The organism is Nitrobacter sp. JJSN, from assembly GCF_051912485.1.
In the GTDB taxonomy this organism is placed as follows: domain Bacteria; phylum Pseudomonadota; class Alphaproteobacteria; order Rhizobiales; family Xanthobacteraceae; genus Nitrobacter.
The window spans coordinates 3,192,460-3,208,930 of sequence record NZ_CP196822.1; the positions used below are offsets into that span (position 1 = coordinate 3,192,460).

Below are 16,471 nucleotides of genomic sequence, written 5' to 3' on the forward strand. Positions count from 1 at the left end.
GCGGCGGCGCGCCCCATAGGGCGCTGCCGACCGCAGCCGGCGGAGCGATTACTTGTTGGCGATGGCAAGCTTGTCCATGGTTTCAAACTCGAACTTGATCTCTTTCCACGTTTCCATGGCGATCTTCAGTTCGGGCGAGTGGGCGGCGGCAGCGGTGAGGATCTCCTTGCCTTCCTTCTCCAGATGACGGCCTTCGCCGCGCGCCTGGACGCAGGCTTCGAGCGCCACGCGGTTGGCGTGTGCACCGGCGGCGTTGCCCCAGGGATGGCCCAGTGTGCCGCCGCCGAACTGCAGTACCGAGTCGTCACCGAAGATGGTGACCAGCGCGGGCATGTGCCAAACGTGGATACCGCCAGACGCCACGGCGAACGCGCCGGGCATTGAACCCCAGTCCTGGTCGAAGAAGATGCCGCGCGAGCGGTCTTCGGGCACGAAGGATTCACGCAGCAGGTCGATCCAGCCCAGGGTAGAAGCGCGATCGCCCTCGAGCTTGCCCACCACGGTGCCGGTGTGCAGATGGTCGCCGCCCGACAGACGCAGGATCTTGGTCAGCACGCGAAAGTGGATGCCATGGTGCGGGTTGCGGTCGATCACGGCGTGCATGGCGCGGTGGATGTGCAGCAATATACCGTTGTCGCGGCACCAGTTCGCCAGACCCGCGTTGGCGCAAAGGCCCCCCGCGAGGTAATCGTGCATGATGATGGGGGCGCCGATTTCCTTGGCATGCTCGGCGCGCTTGTACATCTCCTCGGGAGTCGGCGCGGTCACGTTGAGATAGTGGCCCTTCCGCTCGCCGGTTTCCTGTTCGGCTTTCTGGACCGCTTCCATCACGAAATCAAAACGGTCTCGCCAACGCATGAACGGCTGGCTGTTGATGTTCTCATCGTCCTTGGTGAAGTCCAGACCGCCACGCAGGGCTTCGTAGCAGGCGCGGCCGTAGTTCTTTGCGGACAGACCGAGCTTGGGCTTGATGGTGCAGCCCAGCAGCGGACGGCCATATTTGTTGAGCCTGTCGCGTTCGACCTGGATGCCGTGCGGCGGGCCGCCGCAGGTCTTCACGTAAGCGATGGGGAAGCGCAGATCTTCCAGACGCAGCGCCCGGACGGCCTTGAAGCCGAACACGTTGCCCACCAGCGAGGTGAACACGTTGACGACCGAACCTTCTTCAAAAAGGTCGATCGGATAGGCAATGAACGCGTAATAGCACGTATCGTCGCCCGGCACGTCCTCGAGACGGTAGGCGCGTCCCTTGTAGTAGTCGAGGTCGGTCAGCAGATCGGTCCACACTGTGGTCCACGTACCGCAGGATGACTCGGCGGCCACCGCCGCTGCCGCCTCTTCGCGATCCACCCCGGGCTGCGGCGTGATCTTGAAACAGGCCAAAATATCGGTGTCGAGAGGCACGTAATCCGGCTGCCAGTAGCTTTGCCGATATTCCGTGACGCCGGCCTGGTAGGTTTTGACTGCCATCTTCGAGGACTCCTTCATGCGCGCTTTTGCGGTAGCGAACGACGGGCGAGGACCTACCGCGATGCGGCGGCCATCCCCCCACCCGGCCCGGGGATTACGTTCGTGCATCTCAGCAGGACCCGTCATTCAGCACGGCCCCGCGATTCACGAGCGGCCAACATAAAAGAGGATCGACATAAACACTAATTGTTATTTTTGATCGGATGCATTAGAGTCCCTTATGTATTCGCCATGCATCTGACCCTTAGACAGCTCCAGATCTTCGACGCTGTGGTGCATCAGCAGAGCTTTACGCGCGCCGCGGACGCTCTGCACCTGACCCAGCCAGCGGTCTCGATGCAGATGCGACAGCTGGAAGAGCAGATCGGCGTGCCGCTGTTCGACCACGTCGGAAAACAGATCCAGCCGACCGACGCCGGTCGCGAGTTGCATCGCCACGCCACACTCATCGGCGCCAAGATGCGTGACCTCGAATCCGCCATGGAAGAGTTCCGCGGCGTCCATCGCGGGGAACTCGAACTCACCGTGGCCAGCACGGCCAACTACTTCATGCCCAAGCTGATTGCAGCCTTCTGCGCCTGCCACGCCAAGGTGCAGGTGCGGCTGCAGGTGTCCAACCAGACGCATATCCTCGAGACGCTCTCGGCGTCGAACCAGGACCTGGCCATCATGGGGCAACCTCCAGAGGACGCGGAGCTCGTCGCGCGCGCATTCCTCGACAACCCGCTGGTGGTCATCGCCTCACCCGAGCATCCCCTGGCCCAGAGCCGGCAGATTCCGCTGGTGCAACTGGGTCGCCAGCCGTTCATTACCCGCGAGCCCGGCTCGGGCACGCGCAATGCCGCGGAGCGGCATTTTTCGCGTCACGGCGTGGAATTCTATTCGGTGATGGAGATGAGCAGCAACGAGGCCATCAAGCAGGCGGTCGAGGCCGGGCTGGGGTTGGGCGTCCTGTCGCTCCACACTCTGGAGCTGGAGCTGGCGATACGCCGCCTTGTCACCCTCGACGTGGAGAGCTTTCCGATCATGCGGCAGTGGTTCGTCGTACACCGCAAGGGCAAGCGGCTGTCGGCGGTGGCGCAGTCCTTCCTGGCGTTCCTCATCCAGCAGGCGCGCCCGCTGGCCTCGCCCAAGCATCCGCTGCTCACTCCGCTCACGCCATGAACTTGACCGGGCGGCCGACCTGGATGTCGCTGACGAAAATCACCCCCGAGTGGGCCTCGAAAAACGGCTGAAAACCCTCGAGGAGCGGATCGAACAGGCTTTGCGGCACGGCGACGATGATCATGATGAGGGCGTCATCCTCATTGAACATCAAGTGCCCTTCGTACATGCCGTGGCTGCCTTTGCCAGACAGATTGCCAACGATGGTGTAGCCCTTGACGCCGGCGCGATCGAGCAAGTCGGTGGCGAATTCCTTGTGTGCGCCTTCGAGAATGATTTCCAGCTTTTTCAGCGGATGCAATTTGATCGCGTTCATGCGCGTACCTCCTCGGCAGCAGCGACCAGAGGCGGACGCTCCTCCCACTGGCCATTGTTGAATACGAAAGGCTTGTAGCCCTGAGTTGGGTCGATGACGATGGCGCGGATCCAGCCACCGAGCACCAGATTCTTGACCTTGACCACGCTTTGCAGCGCGCGCCCGGCAAAATCCAGCGGTGCCTCGATGAGGGCGATCATGCGCATGGGCTCGTGATAGGGCTGGCCCTCGCGCATCACCGTCTGCATCGGCAGGCCGGTACGCAGATCGCTCAGGTTACCGGTCATCACGCCGAAGCGCCCGGCCACATTGTGATAGGCCTTGCTGCCGCTGCCCATGCGGGCATTGTCCACGGTGGAGAAGAAGTGTTCGAGGTTGATCCACTCGCCCACCACCACTGGCGCCGCCAACAGGTTTTCGAGCAAGCGCCCCTTGGGATCACAGCGCCAGTCGTACGACAGCAGGAAGGGACGCCCCTGCATGTCGGCACGCTCGCTGAGCGAGCGCCGGCCGACGATGCCATACACGTTCTTCGACAACCCCCACTCCGGCCGTACCTGCGCCCAGTCCACCGCCTGGCGGTGTGCCAGGCGCCAGGCCTCCGCCGGCTCCATCGCCTGCGCCTGCGGCAGAAGCTTGGGCATGCGCTCGGCCGCAGCTAGCTTGGACGCGGCGAGCAGGCCGTTGCGCAGACGATCCAGATAGACCAGGTGACGCGGCGGCAGCAGGTCGAGATCGGACAGCTCGATCGCATCGGTGGTGGTGACGTGCAGCGCCGGCAGAAACCAGGTGTCATCGGGAATGTTAATGCCCATGCCGCGCAGCCGCTCTCGTACCGCGGTCTTGTTGGCCATCTGCGCCAGCACCCGGGCATTGACCAGGCCGCTGCTGCCGCCGCAGGCGCCGCAGTCCAGCGCCGACTCGTAGGGGTTGTTCTCGGTTCGCCCGCTGTGGCCCACGATGAGCACGAAGCGCGAGAAGGTCTTGGTCAGCCCGATCATGGTCAGGGCCGTGTGCACGTAGTTGACCTGCTCGTCGAGCGAGTAGCCGATGCGCCCCAGCCGCACAAGCTGATGATTGGCGTAGTCGGCATCGACGCGGTAGTCGTCGCGCAGCTTGTCGATGAACTCGGCCTCCTGCTTGTCCGGCACGCCGAAGTCCGTGCGCAGCCGCGTCGGCCCCTCGCGGTGGCGCAGCGCGGTTTCGCGCAGTTCGCGGATCATGTCGTCATCCACCCGCTCGCGCTCGATATGCAGCTCGGCATGCAGCGCCTTGGCGATCATCGCCCGCTGCAGCGTGCGGATGATGGAGTCGGCATGCTCGCGGGTAAGCTTGTCCACCAACAGGCGGGTGACGGGCTTTTCGGCATCGATGCGGCTGCGCCAGCGGCTGTAGCCCAGCGGCGCCAGGGTCTTGCCGAACAGGTCCAGCCCGAACAGCATGCCCACCGCCTCCACCGTGACATAGGGCGAGAGCACCGAGCTCTTGAGGTCGTGCAGCACATGGCCGAGGGTGCTGAAGAAATCTTCGTCATTGGGGTCTAGTGCGGCGGGCAGCTCCAGCACCAGGTTCTTGGGCGTGACCACCGCCGGACAGAAGTGACTCTCGCTGCCCTTACCGTAGCCGAGGAAACCCACAGGCACGCCGAAGAAGCCGGCGATGCCGAAGGTCTGGTAATCGCCCACCCGCTCCAGGTGGCGACGGATGGGCTCGGCGCGCACGTCGATGCAGAACCAGGCCTGCGCGAACGGCCGCTTGCCGGACGGCAGATCCTGCGGCACCTGCACCTGCGCGAGCAGCTGGTCGATAGACTGCGCCTCCATCGCCAGGGTCCACACCATGCCCTCCTGCGGCGCGAATTCCTGCAAGCCCTTCAACAGACCCGCGACGTCCTCCGGCGTCAGCACATCGAGCGCCGCGGTGGCATCCGCCGCGGTGGCCAGTTCGCGCAAGGCGGCAGCTTGTTCCTGTCCGAGTCGGACTTGCCACAACGGCCAATAGCGCTGCAGCAGAGCCTCGCAGCGTTTGCCGCCACCGCGCGACAGCGTGTCGTCGATGCGCTGCGCCCAATCGGGCAACACCTCGCCGCTATGCAGCGCGTTGCGCAGAAGGCATTCCGCGCCGCGTTCGTGCAACACGGCGTCGAGTTGCTCGCGCCGAATCGGTGTACGGCGATGGCGCGCACTTTCCTGCAGCAGCGCCAGCCCCACCACCAAGCGAATGGCCAGAACATCGACGACGTCGGCGGGGTAGCGCTGCGCCCAGTAGTAATGTTTGGCGGACGAACGCCAGCGCACAAAGCCGGTCCAGCCGTGCAGCCGGGTGAGCTCGCGGGTGAAATAGGCCGACCAGTCGTCCGCGTCGATGCCCATCTCCTCCATGACGTGCACCACCGCGCTCTCGGCATCCTCCACCCGATCGAGGATGCGTCGTACGTGAAGCCCGCGCAGGAACATGCGCGCATTGCGCCGCGCGATCTCGCTCCAGGCGGCGAACAGGCCGCGCTCGCGTCCCGGCATGCGCCAGGAGGATTGGTCTTCGTCGAAAAAGTCGAGGCAGCTCTTGATGACCAGTTCATCAAGTTCGTCGGCCAACCGCGGACCCCACAGGGCGTCGACCGCCTCAGGCAGTGTGCGCGCGTGCAAGCGCCGCACCAGGTCGGGCAGCAACGCGGCAACGTCCACGGCCTGCGTGGAAGACGACTGGCCGTGCAGCGCGGCGTGGGCGTCCTGCGCCCGCACGCCCGGCACCACCACATCGCGGTCGTGCGCCAACTGCATCAGCGCACCCAACCAGCGCGGCCAGTCGATGCCCGGCACCGCGGGCAAGGCCTGCGAGCGGCGCGCGAGCTCCTCGGAAATGGTGTCCTGCCGCACCTTCCCCTCGCGCTGCCAGTGCTGGTAGTTGCTGCGCGGCAGGAACATCCGCGCGTGGAACAGCTCCGCACCGCGGCGCACCGCTTGCTCGAAAGGCATGTGCTCGAGGCCGTAGAGCGGGTTGTGGTGAATGAAGTTGCGCATCGGCCAGAAAAACGGCACCGGCTCACCCGCCACGTAGGCGGTCGAGCGCACTCGCAGACGCCGTCCGAGGTTCAATGCATCCACCATGACCATCCTCCGATCGAACCCAGCACCGCGGCGGCAGCGAGCGCCAGCCACAGAACGACGCCGATGCGCGACAGGTCAACCGCGCCCCTTGCGCGCGGCCATTCGTCGCCGAACAGGCCGTGCTGCCACAGCACCCCGGCCGCCCAGCTCCACAGAAGCCACACCGCGAGCACCACAGCCGCGAGACTCGCGGGAACCTGCTGCAGCACCGCGAGCATGGCGAAGAATCCCGGGAACGGCGGCGCCGCGAGTGCCGCGATCAGCGCCACCACAAACACTGCGGTCAGGCGGGGAAAGGCCGGGCCGATGCGTCCGCGCAGTCCGAGATATGCCCCTCCGAGGCGGCGGCTCAGGCTACAGCCGAGAATCATCAGCACCGCAGCGGGAATTGTCACCGCCAGGGCCACGAGCACGAGTATCACACCGCTCATGCCGTGCAGCCAGGCCAGCCACACCAGCGGCCAGGCCGAGGTAGCCTGCAGCCGCGCCCAGATAAGCACGTCCCGGACCGCGAGCAGCCGCCAAGCATAGAGCAGCGCGGTGAACGCCGCGAGGACCTGCAGCGCGGTAGCCAGCGGCGCGGGTGGCACTGTCGTCTGACCGAGCAGCAGTGCGCCCGCTACGGGTAGAGCCAGCAGCGCCGGGACACGCACCCAGACGGGCATCACCTGGAGCCCGGCGTTGAACAACAGGCTCAGGGGAAACAGCGGCAACAGGATCAAGGCAAGGAGCAGCGCAATCATGACGGTTCAGACCCAACGCAGCCAGATATTCACCCGCTTGCTTGCGGCCAGCGCGCCGCGGGCCAGCTGGGTGTAAACGTCGGACACGTAGAACTCTCGCGAAAACAGGGTGTAGAGATTGAGGTAGATGGAGTTCCACAGCGTGCCGGGCTTCCCCTCGAATTCGAGCGACTGGGCGTAAAAAGTCACCAGCCAGGCGCCGACCAGCACCACGGTGAGGAACACCACCAGGACGTCGAAAGCCAGAACATTGATGCCTGCTGCGGCATAGATGGCGTCGCGCAGCACCGGGTCCGGGTAGAGGAAGGTCTCGAACGCATGCGCGATCAGGGTGTAACCCACCACCACGATGAAGAAAGACAGAAGGATCATGGTCAGCGAGCGCCAGGGGTTCTCGCTCGGAAGCTTGTGAATGGAGAAGAACACCTGCGCGCCAGTGACCCAGCCGAAGAACAGCAGCACCACCGCGCCCTGCTTGTGGAAGAAGTCCTCAGCCACCACCCAGTGCGACAGGCCCAGCATCAGCGCCGGCACCAGCACAGTGATGAGCGCGGCCAACAGCCAGGGCACCTTCGCCGCACGCAGCGGACGGCGCTCGACCACGAAGGTGTAGATCTCGTCGGGGGGCACGCCATCGTCGCGGCGGGTGTCGCCGATCACATTGCCAGAGTTTAGAAACAGCGTTGCTTTGAACAGCCCGTGTGCGATGAGGTGATAGACGGCGAGCGAAAATGCGCCCAGCCCGCATTCCATGATCATGAAACCCATCTGCCCCATGGTGGAATAGCCCAGGGATTTTTTGACGTCGTTCTGCGTCAGCATCAGCGCCGAGCCGATCAGCGCCGTCACCACCCCGACGACGAAAGCCAGGTGCAGCGCATCGGGCGCGTGGATAAACACCGGAGCGAAGCGATTGAACAAGAATCCCCCGGCGTTGACGATGCCCGCATGCATCAGCGCCGACACCGGCGTGGGGCCGTCCATGGTGTAAGGTAGCCAGGTGTGCAACAGGAACTGCGCCGAGCGGGCAAACGCCGCCAGCGCCAACAGCAGCGCCGCCAGCGGCACCACAGCCATCCCGCCGAGTTGCACGCCCGGATCGGCGCTAATCCGCGCGAACAGCTCCGGCAACTGCGCCGTGCCGTAGCCGTGCCACAACAGCAGCGCCGCGCCCACCAGCGGCAGATCGCCGACGCGATAGGTCAGGAACGTCCAGAAGGCATAGCGACCACTGGCCTTGCGGCTGGTGTCGAAGCCCAGCAGAAAGAACAACACGACCCCGATCAGGAACCAGGCGACCAGCAATGTGAGCAGATCGGCGGCGGTGACCATCAGCAGAATCACGGCCGTCATCAGGTCCAGCAGGGCGAAAAACCGTGCGTAGCCGGGCTCGTCGGCCATATAGGGCAGCGAATAGACGTGCACCACCAGGCTGATAGCCGCCACCAGCACCGCCATCGCCACGGCGAGATGGTCGAGCAGCAAAGCCACAGGCCCGAGTTGCGCCAGCGCCACGGCGTCCTGTGGCGCCCGCAGCACCGCAACCAGCAACGCCACTGCGACCGCACAGGTGGCAACGAGCATGGCCACGCTGACACGCCCCGCCTTTGCCTGCCGGCCGGCTCCAGCCAGCGGGGCGACGATCGCCGATAGCGCCGGCAGCGCCGGCAACACCACGAGACACCAAGAGACCCACTGGTCCACGGCAGACACTCCTCGCTCGATCGGGATGGCACAATGCCGAACGGAATGGCATAATGCGGAAGACGATGCCGAAGCGGCCAAGGTCCGCCAGCCGCAGCTGGCCGACGGCGACCGGCCTTAACATCATAAGGGATCGACTGAATAAGGAAAAATTTGAATTGCTTATTCAATCCCTAAGACAAACTGATACTTCCCTGGCGACCGCTGCTCTGCAAACTCGTTTTCATCCGAGTGCCCTCCCATGAACAAATACGTCGGACTTGATCAAGACAGGCACGGCATCACCCAGCTCGGGCGCCTCGTGCTCGATGCGCGGGTGTTCGGTCTCATCCCCGATACGCAGGACTGCGCGGGTTGGAGCGTCGGCCAGATGCAGGTGCTGATGGGCAAGGTGGATCAGCTCTGGGATCAGTACGGCAACGTGCCCAGCGCGCTACCGCCGGAGCTGGCTGAGCGCCACAACCGCGTCTATGCCGAGGCCATCACCCGCGCCAAGACGCGTGGCTGGGACGCCGAGTTGTCGGAGAATGAATAGAGCGCCGGCAGCGGCGAGTCCAAGTCCGCCATCACGCTGATTACGGTTAGCCCGGAGACCAATCAGACGTTCCGCGAGGATACGCCTTAGCCCATGCTTGTACTTCCTCGGTTGGGATAACGAGCGTTGATTGACCGCTCGGGGCATACCAGCTTTTTCCGCTCTTCATGCAAAACGCCGCGCCGGTCCACACAACGTCGTCGGTCAAATAGACACGTCCGATTTCGGGCTTGATCTCGCTTACAGTCGTGATCTTGATTTCGAGACGTCCATGCTGCGCGCTTCTGGTAGCTGCCAGATCGCCTTCCTTGACGTTGCGATAGTAACTTTCAAGCTCTTCCGCAGTTTGACCATGGCTTGGATCGCCGTAAGGAAGTTTACTCATCAGTAGTCCTCGAAAGGTTTGGCCTTATGCATGCTGAACGACTCCTAGATGTCATGCCTTATCTAACGTCGTGAGCTTCTCCTGCGCTGTCTGAACAAGCGTTTGCAGCGTCGGACGAGTCGGAGCGAAGAACGTTGTGCCGGTGTGCGGCGTCGAGAAATCGAGCAGGCGATCGTAAGCGCCTGGCGGGTCGCCTGCATACATCCGTTGCAGCATCTTCTCGATCACCCAGAGGTATCGGGAATAGCCAATAAAATAAGTGCCGAACTCTCTCTGCCCTGGGCGACCGAATGGCATGTTGTCGCGCAATATGTCGCATTCGTTGCCGTCGGCATCCACGATGGTGGCGAGTGACTTGTGCGATTTGCGCGGCGCGTCGTCGTCATTGATTTCAATGTCGTCGTCATTGATTTCAATATTGTCTATTTTCGTGCGACCGATGATCTCCTCCTGGAGAGGCGTTGGAATTCGCGTCCACGCGCTGAGATCGTGCAGATACTTCTGAACGACGACATAGCTGCCTCCGACGAAGTCAGGATCTTCCTCGCCGACAAGCGCCGAAGCGGGCAAAGCGAGGCCGGTCGGATTAGCCGTGCCGTCGATAAAGCCCAGAAGGTCACGCGCATCGAAATAGCGGAAGCCTGAAACTTCGTCGACGACGGTCACGCCGGCGCCAAGACTGTCGAGCAGAATGCGTTCAAATTCAAAGCACAGATCGGGACGTTCAGATCGGATATGGAAAAGGAGATCACCCGGCGTTGACGGCGCCGCACGGACCACTCCCTCGATCCGCGCAAATGGTCTCAGTTCTTGTGGTCGTTTGTCGAAATGAAAACGATCCCAGAGATCGCGACCGATTCCGACGATGCACGACAGCCGGGCGGACAGATCGCGAAACCCAACAGTCTTGATAAGATCATCAAGTCCATCGAGCGCGGAGCAGACCTTTGCGAGAGCGGTTTGTTCGCTCGCGACAGTGACCACCAGAAAGACGGCTGCCCGCGACAGCGGCGCGTCGATGCTCTGTGCGTCGATCGGAACTCTGTCCCAATTCTTCTCTGACATTCCATCGCTCCGTCCAGGCAAAGCTGAAGGGCTATAGCGTAAACACGGTTCTCATCGCTATCCCGCACGACCCGTCATAGGGGCAAACGTATCCCGCGGATTGACTCTGAATAGTCGTCCGCATGGCCCGGAAACAGCGTTTGAAAGAAAATGGCGTCCCGGAAGGGAGTCGAACCCCTGACCCCAGGTTTAGGAAACCTGTGCTCTATCCAGCTGAGCTACCGGGACTGAGCGCCATCCCCGCTCCTTATCCGGTACTCGGGCGCGTCGGGCAAGCCCCAAGCAGATGATCTGAATATGATCCCGAAACGCATTTTGGGTATCAAGCGCATCCGATTGGACCCTAATCGCGCTTCGCCGGCCCGATTCCCTGCGACAGATGCGGCACCGCGAAAAAGTCCGTACCGACATGATGTCGGGATCACGAGCCCTGCGCTCCTAACTGCGGGGCCCCTCATTCATTCCTCAGTCATTTTCGTTTCAATAACAGAATGGAGCGGCGGCGCCTCATGCCCGCCAGATGTGCCTTGTGACCGTCATGTGGCGACGTTATCTTTCGCCACGGGGCTGGAGCGTAATCAGGAGACGATCATGGGTTTGCTCGACATCCTCAACGGAATGCAAAACGGCCCGCGCGGTCCAAGCGAGCCCAGTGCGCAAAGCGAAAGCGGCGGCATGTCGCCGATGACATTGGCGATCCTCGCCTTGCTGGGCTACAAGGCGCTGAAACATTTCACCGGAAGCCATCCTGAAGCCAGCCCGTCCGCCCCGGCTCCCGCGCCCGGTCGCACGATCAATGCCGGCCCGCCCGGAGGCACAATCAATGCCGGTCTGCCCGGTAGCGGAGGCGGCCTCGGTGACTTGCTCAAGGGCGGGCTTGGCGGCCTGCTGGCGGGCGGTGCAGCCGGAAGCATTCTGAGCGGCGGCCTCGGTGACCTGTTGAATCAGCTTCAGAACAAAGGCCATGGCGAGACTGCCAATTCCTGGGTCAGTCCCGGACCAAACAAGCAGATCGCGCCGCGCGACCTCGCCGACGCGCTGGGTGCCGACCAGATCAACGCCCTGACAGCGCAGACCGGGCTGTCGCGGGAGGAGTTGCTCGCCGGATTGAGTCAGCATCTGCCCAACGTCGTGAACCATCTAACACCGGACGGGCGCCTGCCGACCGAAAGTGAACTGTCGCGGATGCTTTGATGGAATTGCTGCCCACCGCGGGATCAGCCGCCTGAACTGGCCGATCTCGCGGAGACTTTAATGTCACGATTATTCTGAGGAAGGACTTTTCGTCATGAGCGGCATTCTCTGGATTATCCTCGTCGGTTTCGTCGCAGGGGTCATCGCGCGGTTCCTGTCCCCCGGACCGAACAAGCCAAGCGGGTTCATCCTCACCACTGTCCTCGGCGTTGCCGGCGCATTCCTGGCTACGTTCATTGGGCAGTCGATCGGCCACTACAGCCCCAATCAAGGCGCCGGGTTCATCACATCGACCATCGGCGCGCTTATAGTGCTGTTCATCTGGAACAGGCTGGTTGCACGCGGCGTGATTTCCGATCCCGGATCGAAATAACGCAACCTGGCCCTCGGACGCCCAATGCCCGAGGGCCGCAGTGATCCGAGCGTGCGCCCTCGCAAACGGCGCTGCATGGTGCATTTCAGAATCCCTACCGACAACGACAGCGCGGCAAGCTGGTCGTCGCTGCCGCGCATGTTGCGGCCACCATGTTGCCGATGACGGCGCGGCTCCCGTGCACGCGCCGCATTCTGCTCGGAGCGCTGCTCAGCGGAATGTCGTTCGGCGCCACCGCGTCATCGTTCGCGGCAGGCTGTCAATTCGAAATCCAGGGTGACGGCGTCGTGAGCGCCGTCATCGACGCGCGAACGCTCCGTCTCGAAGATGGCCGCGACGTCCGCCTCGCCGGCATCGAAGCCGTCGCAGGGGCACCGGGTGATCGCCAGCCGGCGCTCGCGGCGCTGATTGGCCGACAGGTGATCCTGCGCGGCGAGCACGGCGATCCGGATCGCTACGGCCGGCAATCCGCCTTCGTCTATCTCGAGTCCTCCGCAAGTTCGGTACAGAGCGATCTTCTGGCGCGCGGCGAAGCGCTTGCATCCGCCGACGTCGCAGACAAGGCCTGCGCGGCGGAACTTGCGGGCGCGGAGGCGGCAGCGCGGCAGGCCCGGCGCGGAACCTGGGCGAATTCGTCCATCATAAAAAACGCCGAAAATCCCGCCGATATTTTGACCCACATCGGTCAATTCGCCGTCGTGGAGGGGAGAGTCCTGTCGGTCAGGCAGGCCGGCGGGACGGTTTACGTCAACTTCGGCCGACGCTGGACACAAGACTTTGCTGCGACTATTTCAAGGCGCATGATACCATCTTTCGAGGCCGCTGGCGTCGCTCCGGCCTCTTTGGAAAATCGCCGCGTTCGTGTCCGCGGCTGGGTCGACCGGCGCGGCGGACCGCGGATCAACGTGCTCCGGGTCGGGCAGATCGAAGTGATCGGCGATTAGTCGCAGTTCAGAAATTCGCTTCGAGCAAACTTTTGAACCGGGCCATGCCGGAATGCTAGGATGCTGGCGGTTTTCGGATTCCGGCATTCGCAAACGAGCCTGCTGAGAAGGTTGCGAGTGCTGGAGTAGAATCACCAGTCGGGCGGAGATGTTACGACTATGGCGGGGAGCGCGGAACGGCGCGGGACAGGAGCGGGCCGTAGCCTTTTGGCTGCGCCTGTCGTGCTGCTGTGCGCTGCGCTCGCGCTCGCCGGTTGCGGCGATATGAGCCGGTTCCAAACCGCGTCTCCCCCATCCGCCAAGCCTGCGAAACCGGCGCGTGCGGCGGTCCATACCCCCGCTGCCGAACGCGAGCATGAGCGCATCCTCGCTTCCTATGGCGGTGCCTACGACGATCCACAACTCGAGGCGCTGATCAGCAAGACGGTCGAGCGGCTGGTCGCCGCGTCCGAGCGGCCCGATCTCACATACAAGGTCACGATCCTCAATTCCGGTGCGGTGAACGCGTTCGCGCTGCCGACGGGCCAGCTTTACGTGACGCGCGGCCTGGTCGCGCTCGCCAACGACACCTCGGAACTGTCCTCGGTGCTGTCGCATGAAATGGCTCACGTTCTGGCCAAGCACGCGGCAATCCGCGAGGACCAGGCGCGGCAGGCCGCCCTCGTCAGCCACGTCGTCACCGAGATGGGCACCGACCCGGATCTGACGGCACTGGCGCTCGCCAAGTCCAAACTGACGCTGGCGAGCTTTTCGCGCGCCCAGGAATTCGAGGCAGACGGCATCGGCGTCGGTATTTCGGCGCGAGCCCATTTCGATCCCTATGGCGCGGCGCGCTTCCTGGCGGCAATGGAGCGCAATGCGGCGCTCAAGGCCGGCAAACCATCCTTGGACCCACGCTCGCAGGACTTCCTGTCATCGCATCCCGCAACGCCGGAGCGGGTCCAGAACGCGCAGGCCAATGCGCGGCAATACAACTCTCCCACGGAAGGCGAGCGTGACCGCGAGGTCTATCTCGACGCGATCGACAACATCGTCTACGGCGAGGATCCGAGCGAGGGGTTCGTTCGCGGCCGGCGTTTCCTGCACCCAAAGCTCGGCTTTACCTTCCAGGCGCCAGAAGGTTTTACGCTCGACAATACGGCTCAGGCGGTGATCGGCGTCCGCGAGGGTGGCAGTCAGGCGATGCGTTTCGATGTCGTCCGGGTGCCGTCGGAACAGAAGCTCACTGAGTACCTCAACTCCGGCTGGATGGAGAACGTCGACAAGGCCTCGACCGTAGAGTTGACCATCAACGGTTTTCCCGCAGCATCGGCGGTCGCCAGCGGCGAACAATGGCAATTCCGGGTCTATGCCCTCCGCTTCGGCAGCGACGTCTATCGCTTTATCTTCGCAACCCGCCACAAGACGACGGAAAGCGAGCGCAACGCCCGCGAAACGGTCGCCTCGTTCCGCCGCCTGACACTGGACGAGATTCAGGCGGCGCGGCCGCTGCGGATCAAGGTCATCACCGTGCAACCCGGTGATACAGTGGAATCGCTGTCGCACCGCATGGCGGGCGTCGATCATCCCGCGGAACGTTTTCGCCTTCTCAACGGCCTCGATGCGCATGCGCAGGTCAAGGTGCGCAACCGGGTCAAGATCGTGGTGGACTAAGGCGAAGCGCCTTCTATAGCGTTTTCGAGCGAAAACGCGTCAAAGCCGGAAATAGCTCTTATTCGGCAAGGAAATGGCAAGTCAGTTTGCGTAACCGTGCGCGCAGACAGGCAACTGCGCATCAAGGCAATTGCTTCGAGAAACAACGGCAGCAAAAAGCCCGACCTCTCGGCCGGGCCTTTGTTATCCTTTGTCCGCCGAAACCTGCTTACGCAGCTTCGTCGGCAACGGCGGCGTTGTCGCCATCGGCGTCAATGTCGCCATCGGTCTCGGCATCCGACTCCGCCTTGGCGCCGCGACGCGGGCTCTTAGCGAGCTGTCCTTCGATTTCCTTGACCGCCTCGGTTTCCGTCACGTGCTGGACGACGGCGATCTCGCGCGACAGGCGATCGAGCGCGGCTTCGTAAAGCTGGCGTTCGCTGTAGGATTGTTCGGGCTGCGATTCCGAGCGATAGAGATCGCGGACCACTTCGGCGATCGCAACGATGTCCCCCGAATTGATCTTGGCTTCATATTCCTGTGCGCGCCGCGACCACATGGTGCGCTTGATGCGAGCGCGGCCCTTCAGGGTTTCAAGCGCCCGCTTGACCAACCCCGGCTCCGACAGCTTACGCATGCCGACATTCGCGATCTTGGCGGTCGGCACCCGCAAGGTCATCTTGTCCTTCATGAAATTGATGACGAACAGTTCGAGCCTGGCGCCCGCGATCTCCTGTTCTTCGATCGCCAGAATCTGACCGACGCCGTGCGCCGGATAAACCACGAACTCGTTCGTCTTGAAGCCCTGGCGCTGAGTCAGAACCTTCTTCGGTTCCTCGACACGGAGCACGCTGGCCTTGGCTGCAGACTTCGCGACGACCTTGCTGGCCACCGCAGTTTTCGTTACGGCTTTAGCAGCGGGCTTTGCGGTCCTGGACCCTGCCTTCGAGGCCGACGTGGTCTTCGAAGCCACCGTCTTCGAACCTGCGGTTTTCGAAGCAGCGGCCTTGGCGGACGTTCTGGCAGTCTTGCTTGGCATTTCGCCTCTTTTGTTTCTCGAGGATTTGGCGGCCGAGCCCTTAGCAGCCGTTCGGGTAATCCGGGCGGCAGTCCGGGCACGAGTTCGTGTTGCACCGCGGCGAGCCGCAGACGACGCCCTGGAAGTATTTTTTTTACGCGGTTTCTGTGACACAGCATGCGCGTGGACATGCCACGCCCTGTTCGATGTTTTCACGGGAGCCCTTCGGGGCTGCAAGCAGGTAAAAAAGTAGTCCAGCTCCGAAAACATGCTCAATATAGCACATTTTCCGCAAAAATCAATGATTTATACCCAACGACCCGCATTCAGGACGGCTTTTGGAGTCCCGGTCGCAAACACGGTTAAGCCGGACTGTCCTAGGCCCGCATCAGACGCAGTCCTGAGATAAAATCAGTCTCCAGCACCCGGTTCTGTAGAAAAATACTTCTCGAACTTCCCTTCCTGGCCCTCAAATTCCTTGGCGTCAGGCGGGGCGTCCTTCTTCTGCGTGATGTTGGGCCAGCTTTTGGCGTACTCTGCATTCACCTCAAGCCACTTCTCCAGCCCCGGCTCGGAGTCCGGCTTGATGGCTTCGGCCGGGCATTCCGGCTCGCAGACCCCGCAATCAATGCACTCGTCCGGATGAATGACGAGCATGTTCTCGCCTTCATAGAAGCAATCGACAGGGCAAACTTCAACGCAATCGGTATATTTGCATTTAATACAGGCATCGTTGACGACGTAAGTCATCCAAGGCTCCGGCAGGGTCAGTTTTGCAGGTTGAGGTAGCGCAGGAACAGCGCTGCTGCAAGCCGTGGAGA

The 16,471-nt window shown here is 62.7% G+C and carries 15 protein-coding genes and 1 tRNA gene; 6 read left to right on the forward strand and 10 right to left on the reverse strand.

Annotation, left to right across the window (positions count from 1 at the left end):
• Positions 1 to 48: 48 nt before the first annotated feature.
• The gene (locus ACSZOQ_RS15665) at positions 49 to 1,470 is read right to left on the reverse strand and encodes a form I ribulose bisphosphate carboxylase large subunit (protein ID WP_439923359.1); all 1,422 of its coding nucleotides are present in this window, start codon (positions 1,468 to 1,470) and stop codon (positions 49 to 51) included.
• Between the two features lie 231 nt (positions 1,471 to 1,701).
• Here ACSZOQ_RS15665 and ACSZOQ_RS15670 point away from each other — a divergent pair, with 231 nt between their 5' ends.
• A complete protein-coding gene (locus ACSZOQ_RS15670) occupies positions 1,702 to 2,634 on the forward strand; it encodes a LysR family transcriptional regulator (RefSeq protein ID WP_439923360.1) in 933 nt (310 codons plus the stop codon).
• Here ACSZOQ_RS15670 and ACSZOQ_RS15675 read toward each other — a convergent pair.
• Genes ACSZOQ_RS15675 through ACSZOQ_RS15690 form a run of 4 tightly spaced genes read right to left on the reverse strand, consistent with a single transcriptional unit; the run spans position 2,624 to position 8,504 of the window.
• The gene (locus tag ACSZOQ_RS15675; protein WP_438275666.1) at positions 2,624 to 2,950 is read right to left on the reverse strand and encodes a P-II family nitrogen regulator; all 327 of its coding nucleotides are present in this window, start codon (positions 2,948 to 2,950) and stop codon (positions 2,624 to 2,626) included. The two genes, ACSZOQ_RS15670 and ACSZOQ_RS15675, sit on opposite strands and share 11 nt — an antisense overlap.
• On the reverse strand, positions 2,947 to 6,057 hold the full coding sequence (locus ACSZOQ_RS15680; protein ID WP_439923361.1) for a DUF2309 domain-containing protein: 3,111 nt from the start codon (positions 6,055 to 6,057) through the stop codon (positions 2,947 to 2,949). The genes ACSZOQ_RS15675 and ACSZOQ_RS15680 overlap by 4 nt, the downstream gene beginning before the upstream one ends.
• A complete protein-coding gene (locus ACSZOQ_RS15685; RefSeq protein WP_439923362.1) occupies positions 6,042 to 6,800 on the reverse strand; it encodes a hypothetical protein in 759 nt (252 codons plus the stop codon). Before ACSZOQ_RS15685 ends, ACSZOQ_RS15680 begins: the two co-directional genes overlap by 16 nt.
• Before the next feature lie 6 nt (positions 6,801 to 6,806).
• Complete coding sequence (locus tag ACSZOQ_RS15690; protein WP_439923363.1) at positions 6,807 to 8,504, reverse strand: proton-conducting transporter transmembrane domain-containing protein; 1,698 nt, start codon at positions 8,502 to 8,504, stop codon at positions 6,807 to 6,809.
• 241 nt (positions 8,505 to 8,745) lie between these two features.
• On the opposite strand from ACSZOQ_RS15690, the gene ACSZOQ_RS15695 reads away from it, so the two are divergent.
• Positions 8,746 to 9,039, forward strand: a complete 294-nt coding sequence (locus ACSZOQ_RS15695; protein ID WP_439923364.1) for a hypothetical protein — start codon at positions 8,746 to 8,748, stop codon at positions 9,037 to 9,039.
• Positions 9,040 to 9,085: 46 nt separating this feature from the next.
• Here the strand turns inward: ACSZOQ_RS15695 and ACSZOQ_RS15700 are convergent, their stop codons facing one another.
• The 3 genes from ACSZOQ_RS15700 to ACSZOQ_RS15710 all read right to left on the reverse strand — a co-directional run bounded on the left by ACSZOQ_RS15700 (position 9,086) and on the right by ACSZOQ_RS15710 (position 10,717).
• Positions 9,086 to 9,424, reverse strand: a complete 339-nt coding sequence (locus tag ACSZOQ_RS15700; RefSeq protein ID WP_439923365.1) for a hypothetical protein — start codon at positions 9,422 to 9,424, stop codon at positions 9,086 to 9,088.
• A 51-nt stretch (positions 9,425 to 9,475) separates the two neighbouring features.
• Positions 9,476 to 10,489, reverse strand: a complete 1,014-nt coding sequence (locus tag ACSZOQ_RS15705) for a Dyp-type peroxidase (RefSeq protein ID WP_439923366.1) — start codon at positions 10,487 to 10,489, stop codon at positions 9,476 to 9,478.
• A gap of 151 nt (positions 10,490 to 10,640) precedes the next feature.
• Positions 10,641 to 10,717, reverse strand: a tRNA-Arg gene (locus ACSZOQ_RS15710).
• A gap of 363 nt (positions 10,718 to 11,080) precedes the next feature.
• Between ACSZOQ_RS15710 and ACSZOQ_RS15715 the strand changes: the two genes are divergently transcribed.
• The 4 genes from ACSZOQ_RS15715 to ACSZOQ_RS15730 all read left to right on the forward strand — a co-directional run bounded on the left by ACSZOQ_RS15715 (position 11,081) and on the right by ACSZOQ_RS15730 (position 14,653).
• Positions 11,081 to 11,683 carry a YidB family protein gene (locus tag ACSZOQ_RS15715; RefSeq protein WP_439923367.1) on the forward strand — a complete coding sequence of 201 codons (603 nt, stop codon included), beginning with the start codon at positions 11,081 to 11,083 and terminating at the stop codon, positions 11,681 to 11,683.
• A gap of 94 nt (positions 11,684 to 11,777) precedes the next feature.
• Positions 11,778 to 12,056: a GlsB/YeaQ/YmgE family stress response membrane protein gene (locus ACSZOQ_RS15720; RefSeq protein WP_439923368.1), complete on the forward strand. Its 279-nt coding sequence runs from the start codon at positions 11,778 to 11,780 to the stop codon at positions 12,054 to 12,056.
• 161 nt (positions 12,057 to 12,217) lie between these two features.
• Positions 12,218 to 13,000, forward strand: a complete 783-nt coding sequence (locus tag ACSZOQ_RS15725; protein WP_439926096.1) for a thermonuclease family protein — start codon at positions 12,218 to 12,220, stop codon at positions 12,998 to 13,000.
• A 159-nt stretch (positions 13,001 to 13,159) separates the two neighbouring features.
• A complete protein-coding gene (locus tag ACSZOQ_RS15730) occupies positions 13,160 to 14,653 on the forward strand; it encodes a M48 family metalloprotease (protein ID WP_439923369.1) in 1,494 nt (497 codons plus the stop codon).
• 208 nt (positions 14,654 to 14,861) lie between these two features.
• Here ACSZOQ_RS15730 and ACSZOQ_RS15735 read toward each other — a convergent pair whose 3' ends face one another.
• Together ACSZOQ_RS15735 and fdxA are read right to left on the reverse strand one after the other, a co-directional pair.
• Positions 14,862 to 15,671 (reverse strand): CarD family transcriptional regulator, encoded by an 810-nt coding sequence (locus ACSZOQ_RS15735; protein WP_439923370.1) that lies wholly within the window; start codon positions 15,669 to 15,671, stop codon positions 14,862 to 14,864.
• A gap of 390 nt (positions 15,672 to 16,061) precedes the next feature.
• Positions 16,062 to 16,400: a ferredoxin FdxA gene (fdxA, locus tag ACSZOQ_RS15740; protein ID WP_439923371.1), complete on the reverse strand. Its 339-nt coding sequence runs from the start codon at positions 16,398 to 16,400 to the stop codon at positions 16,062 to 16,064.
• Positions 16,401 to 16,471: the final 71 nt, after the last annotated feature.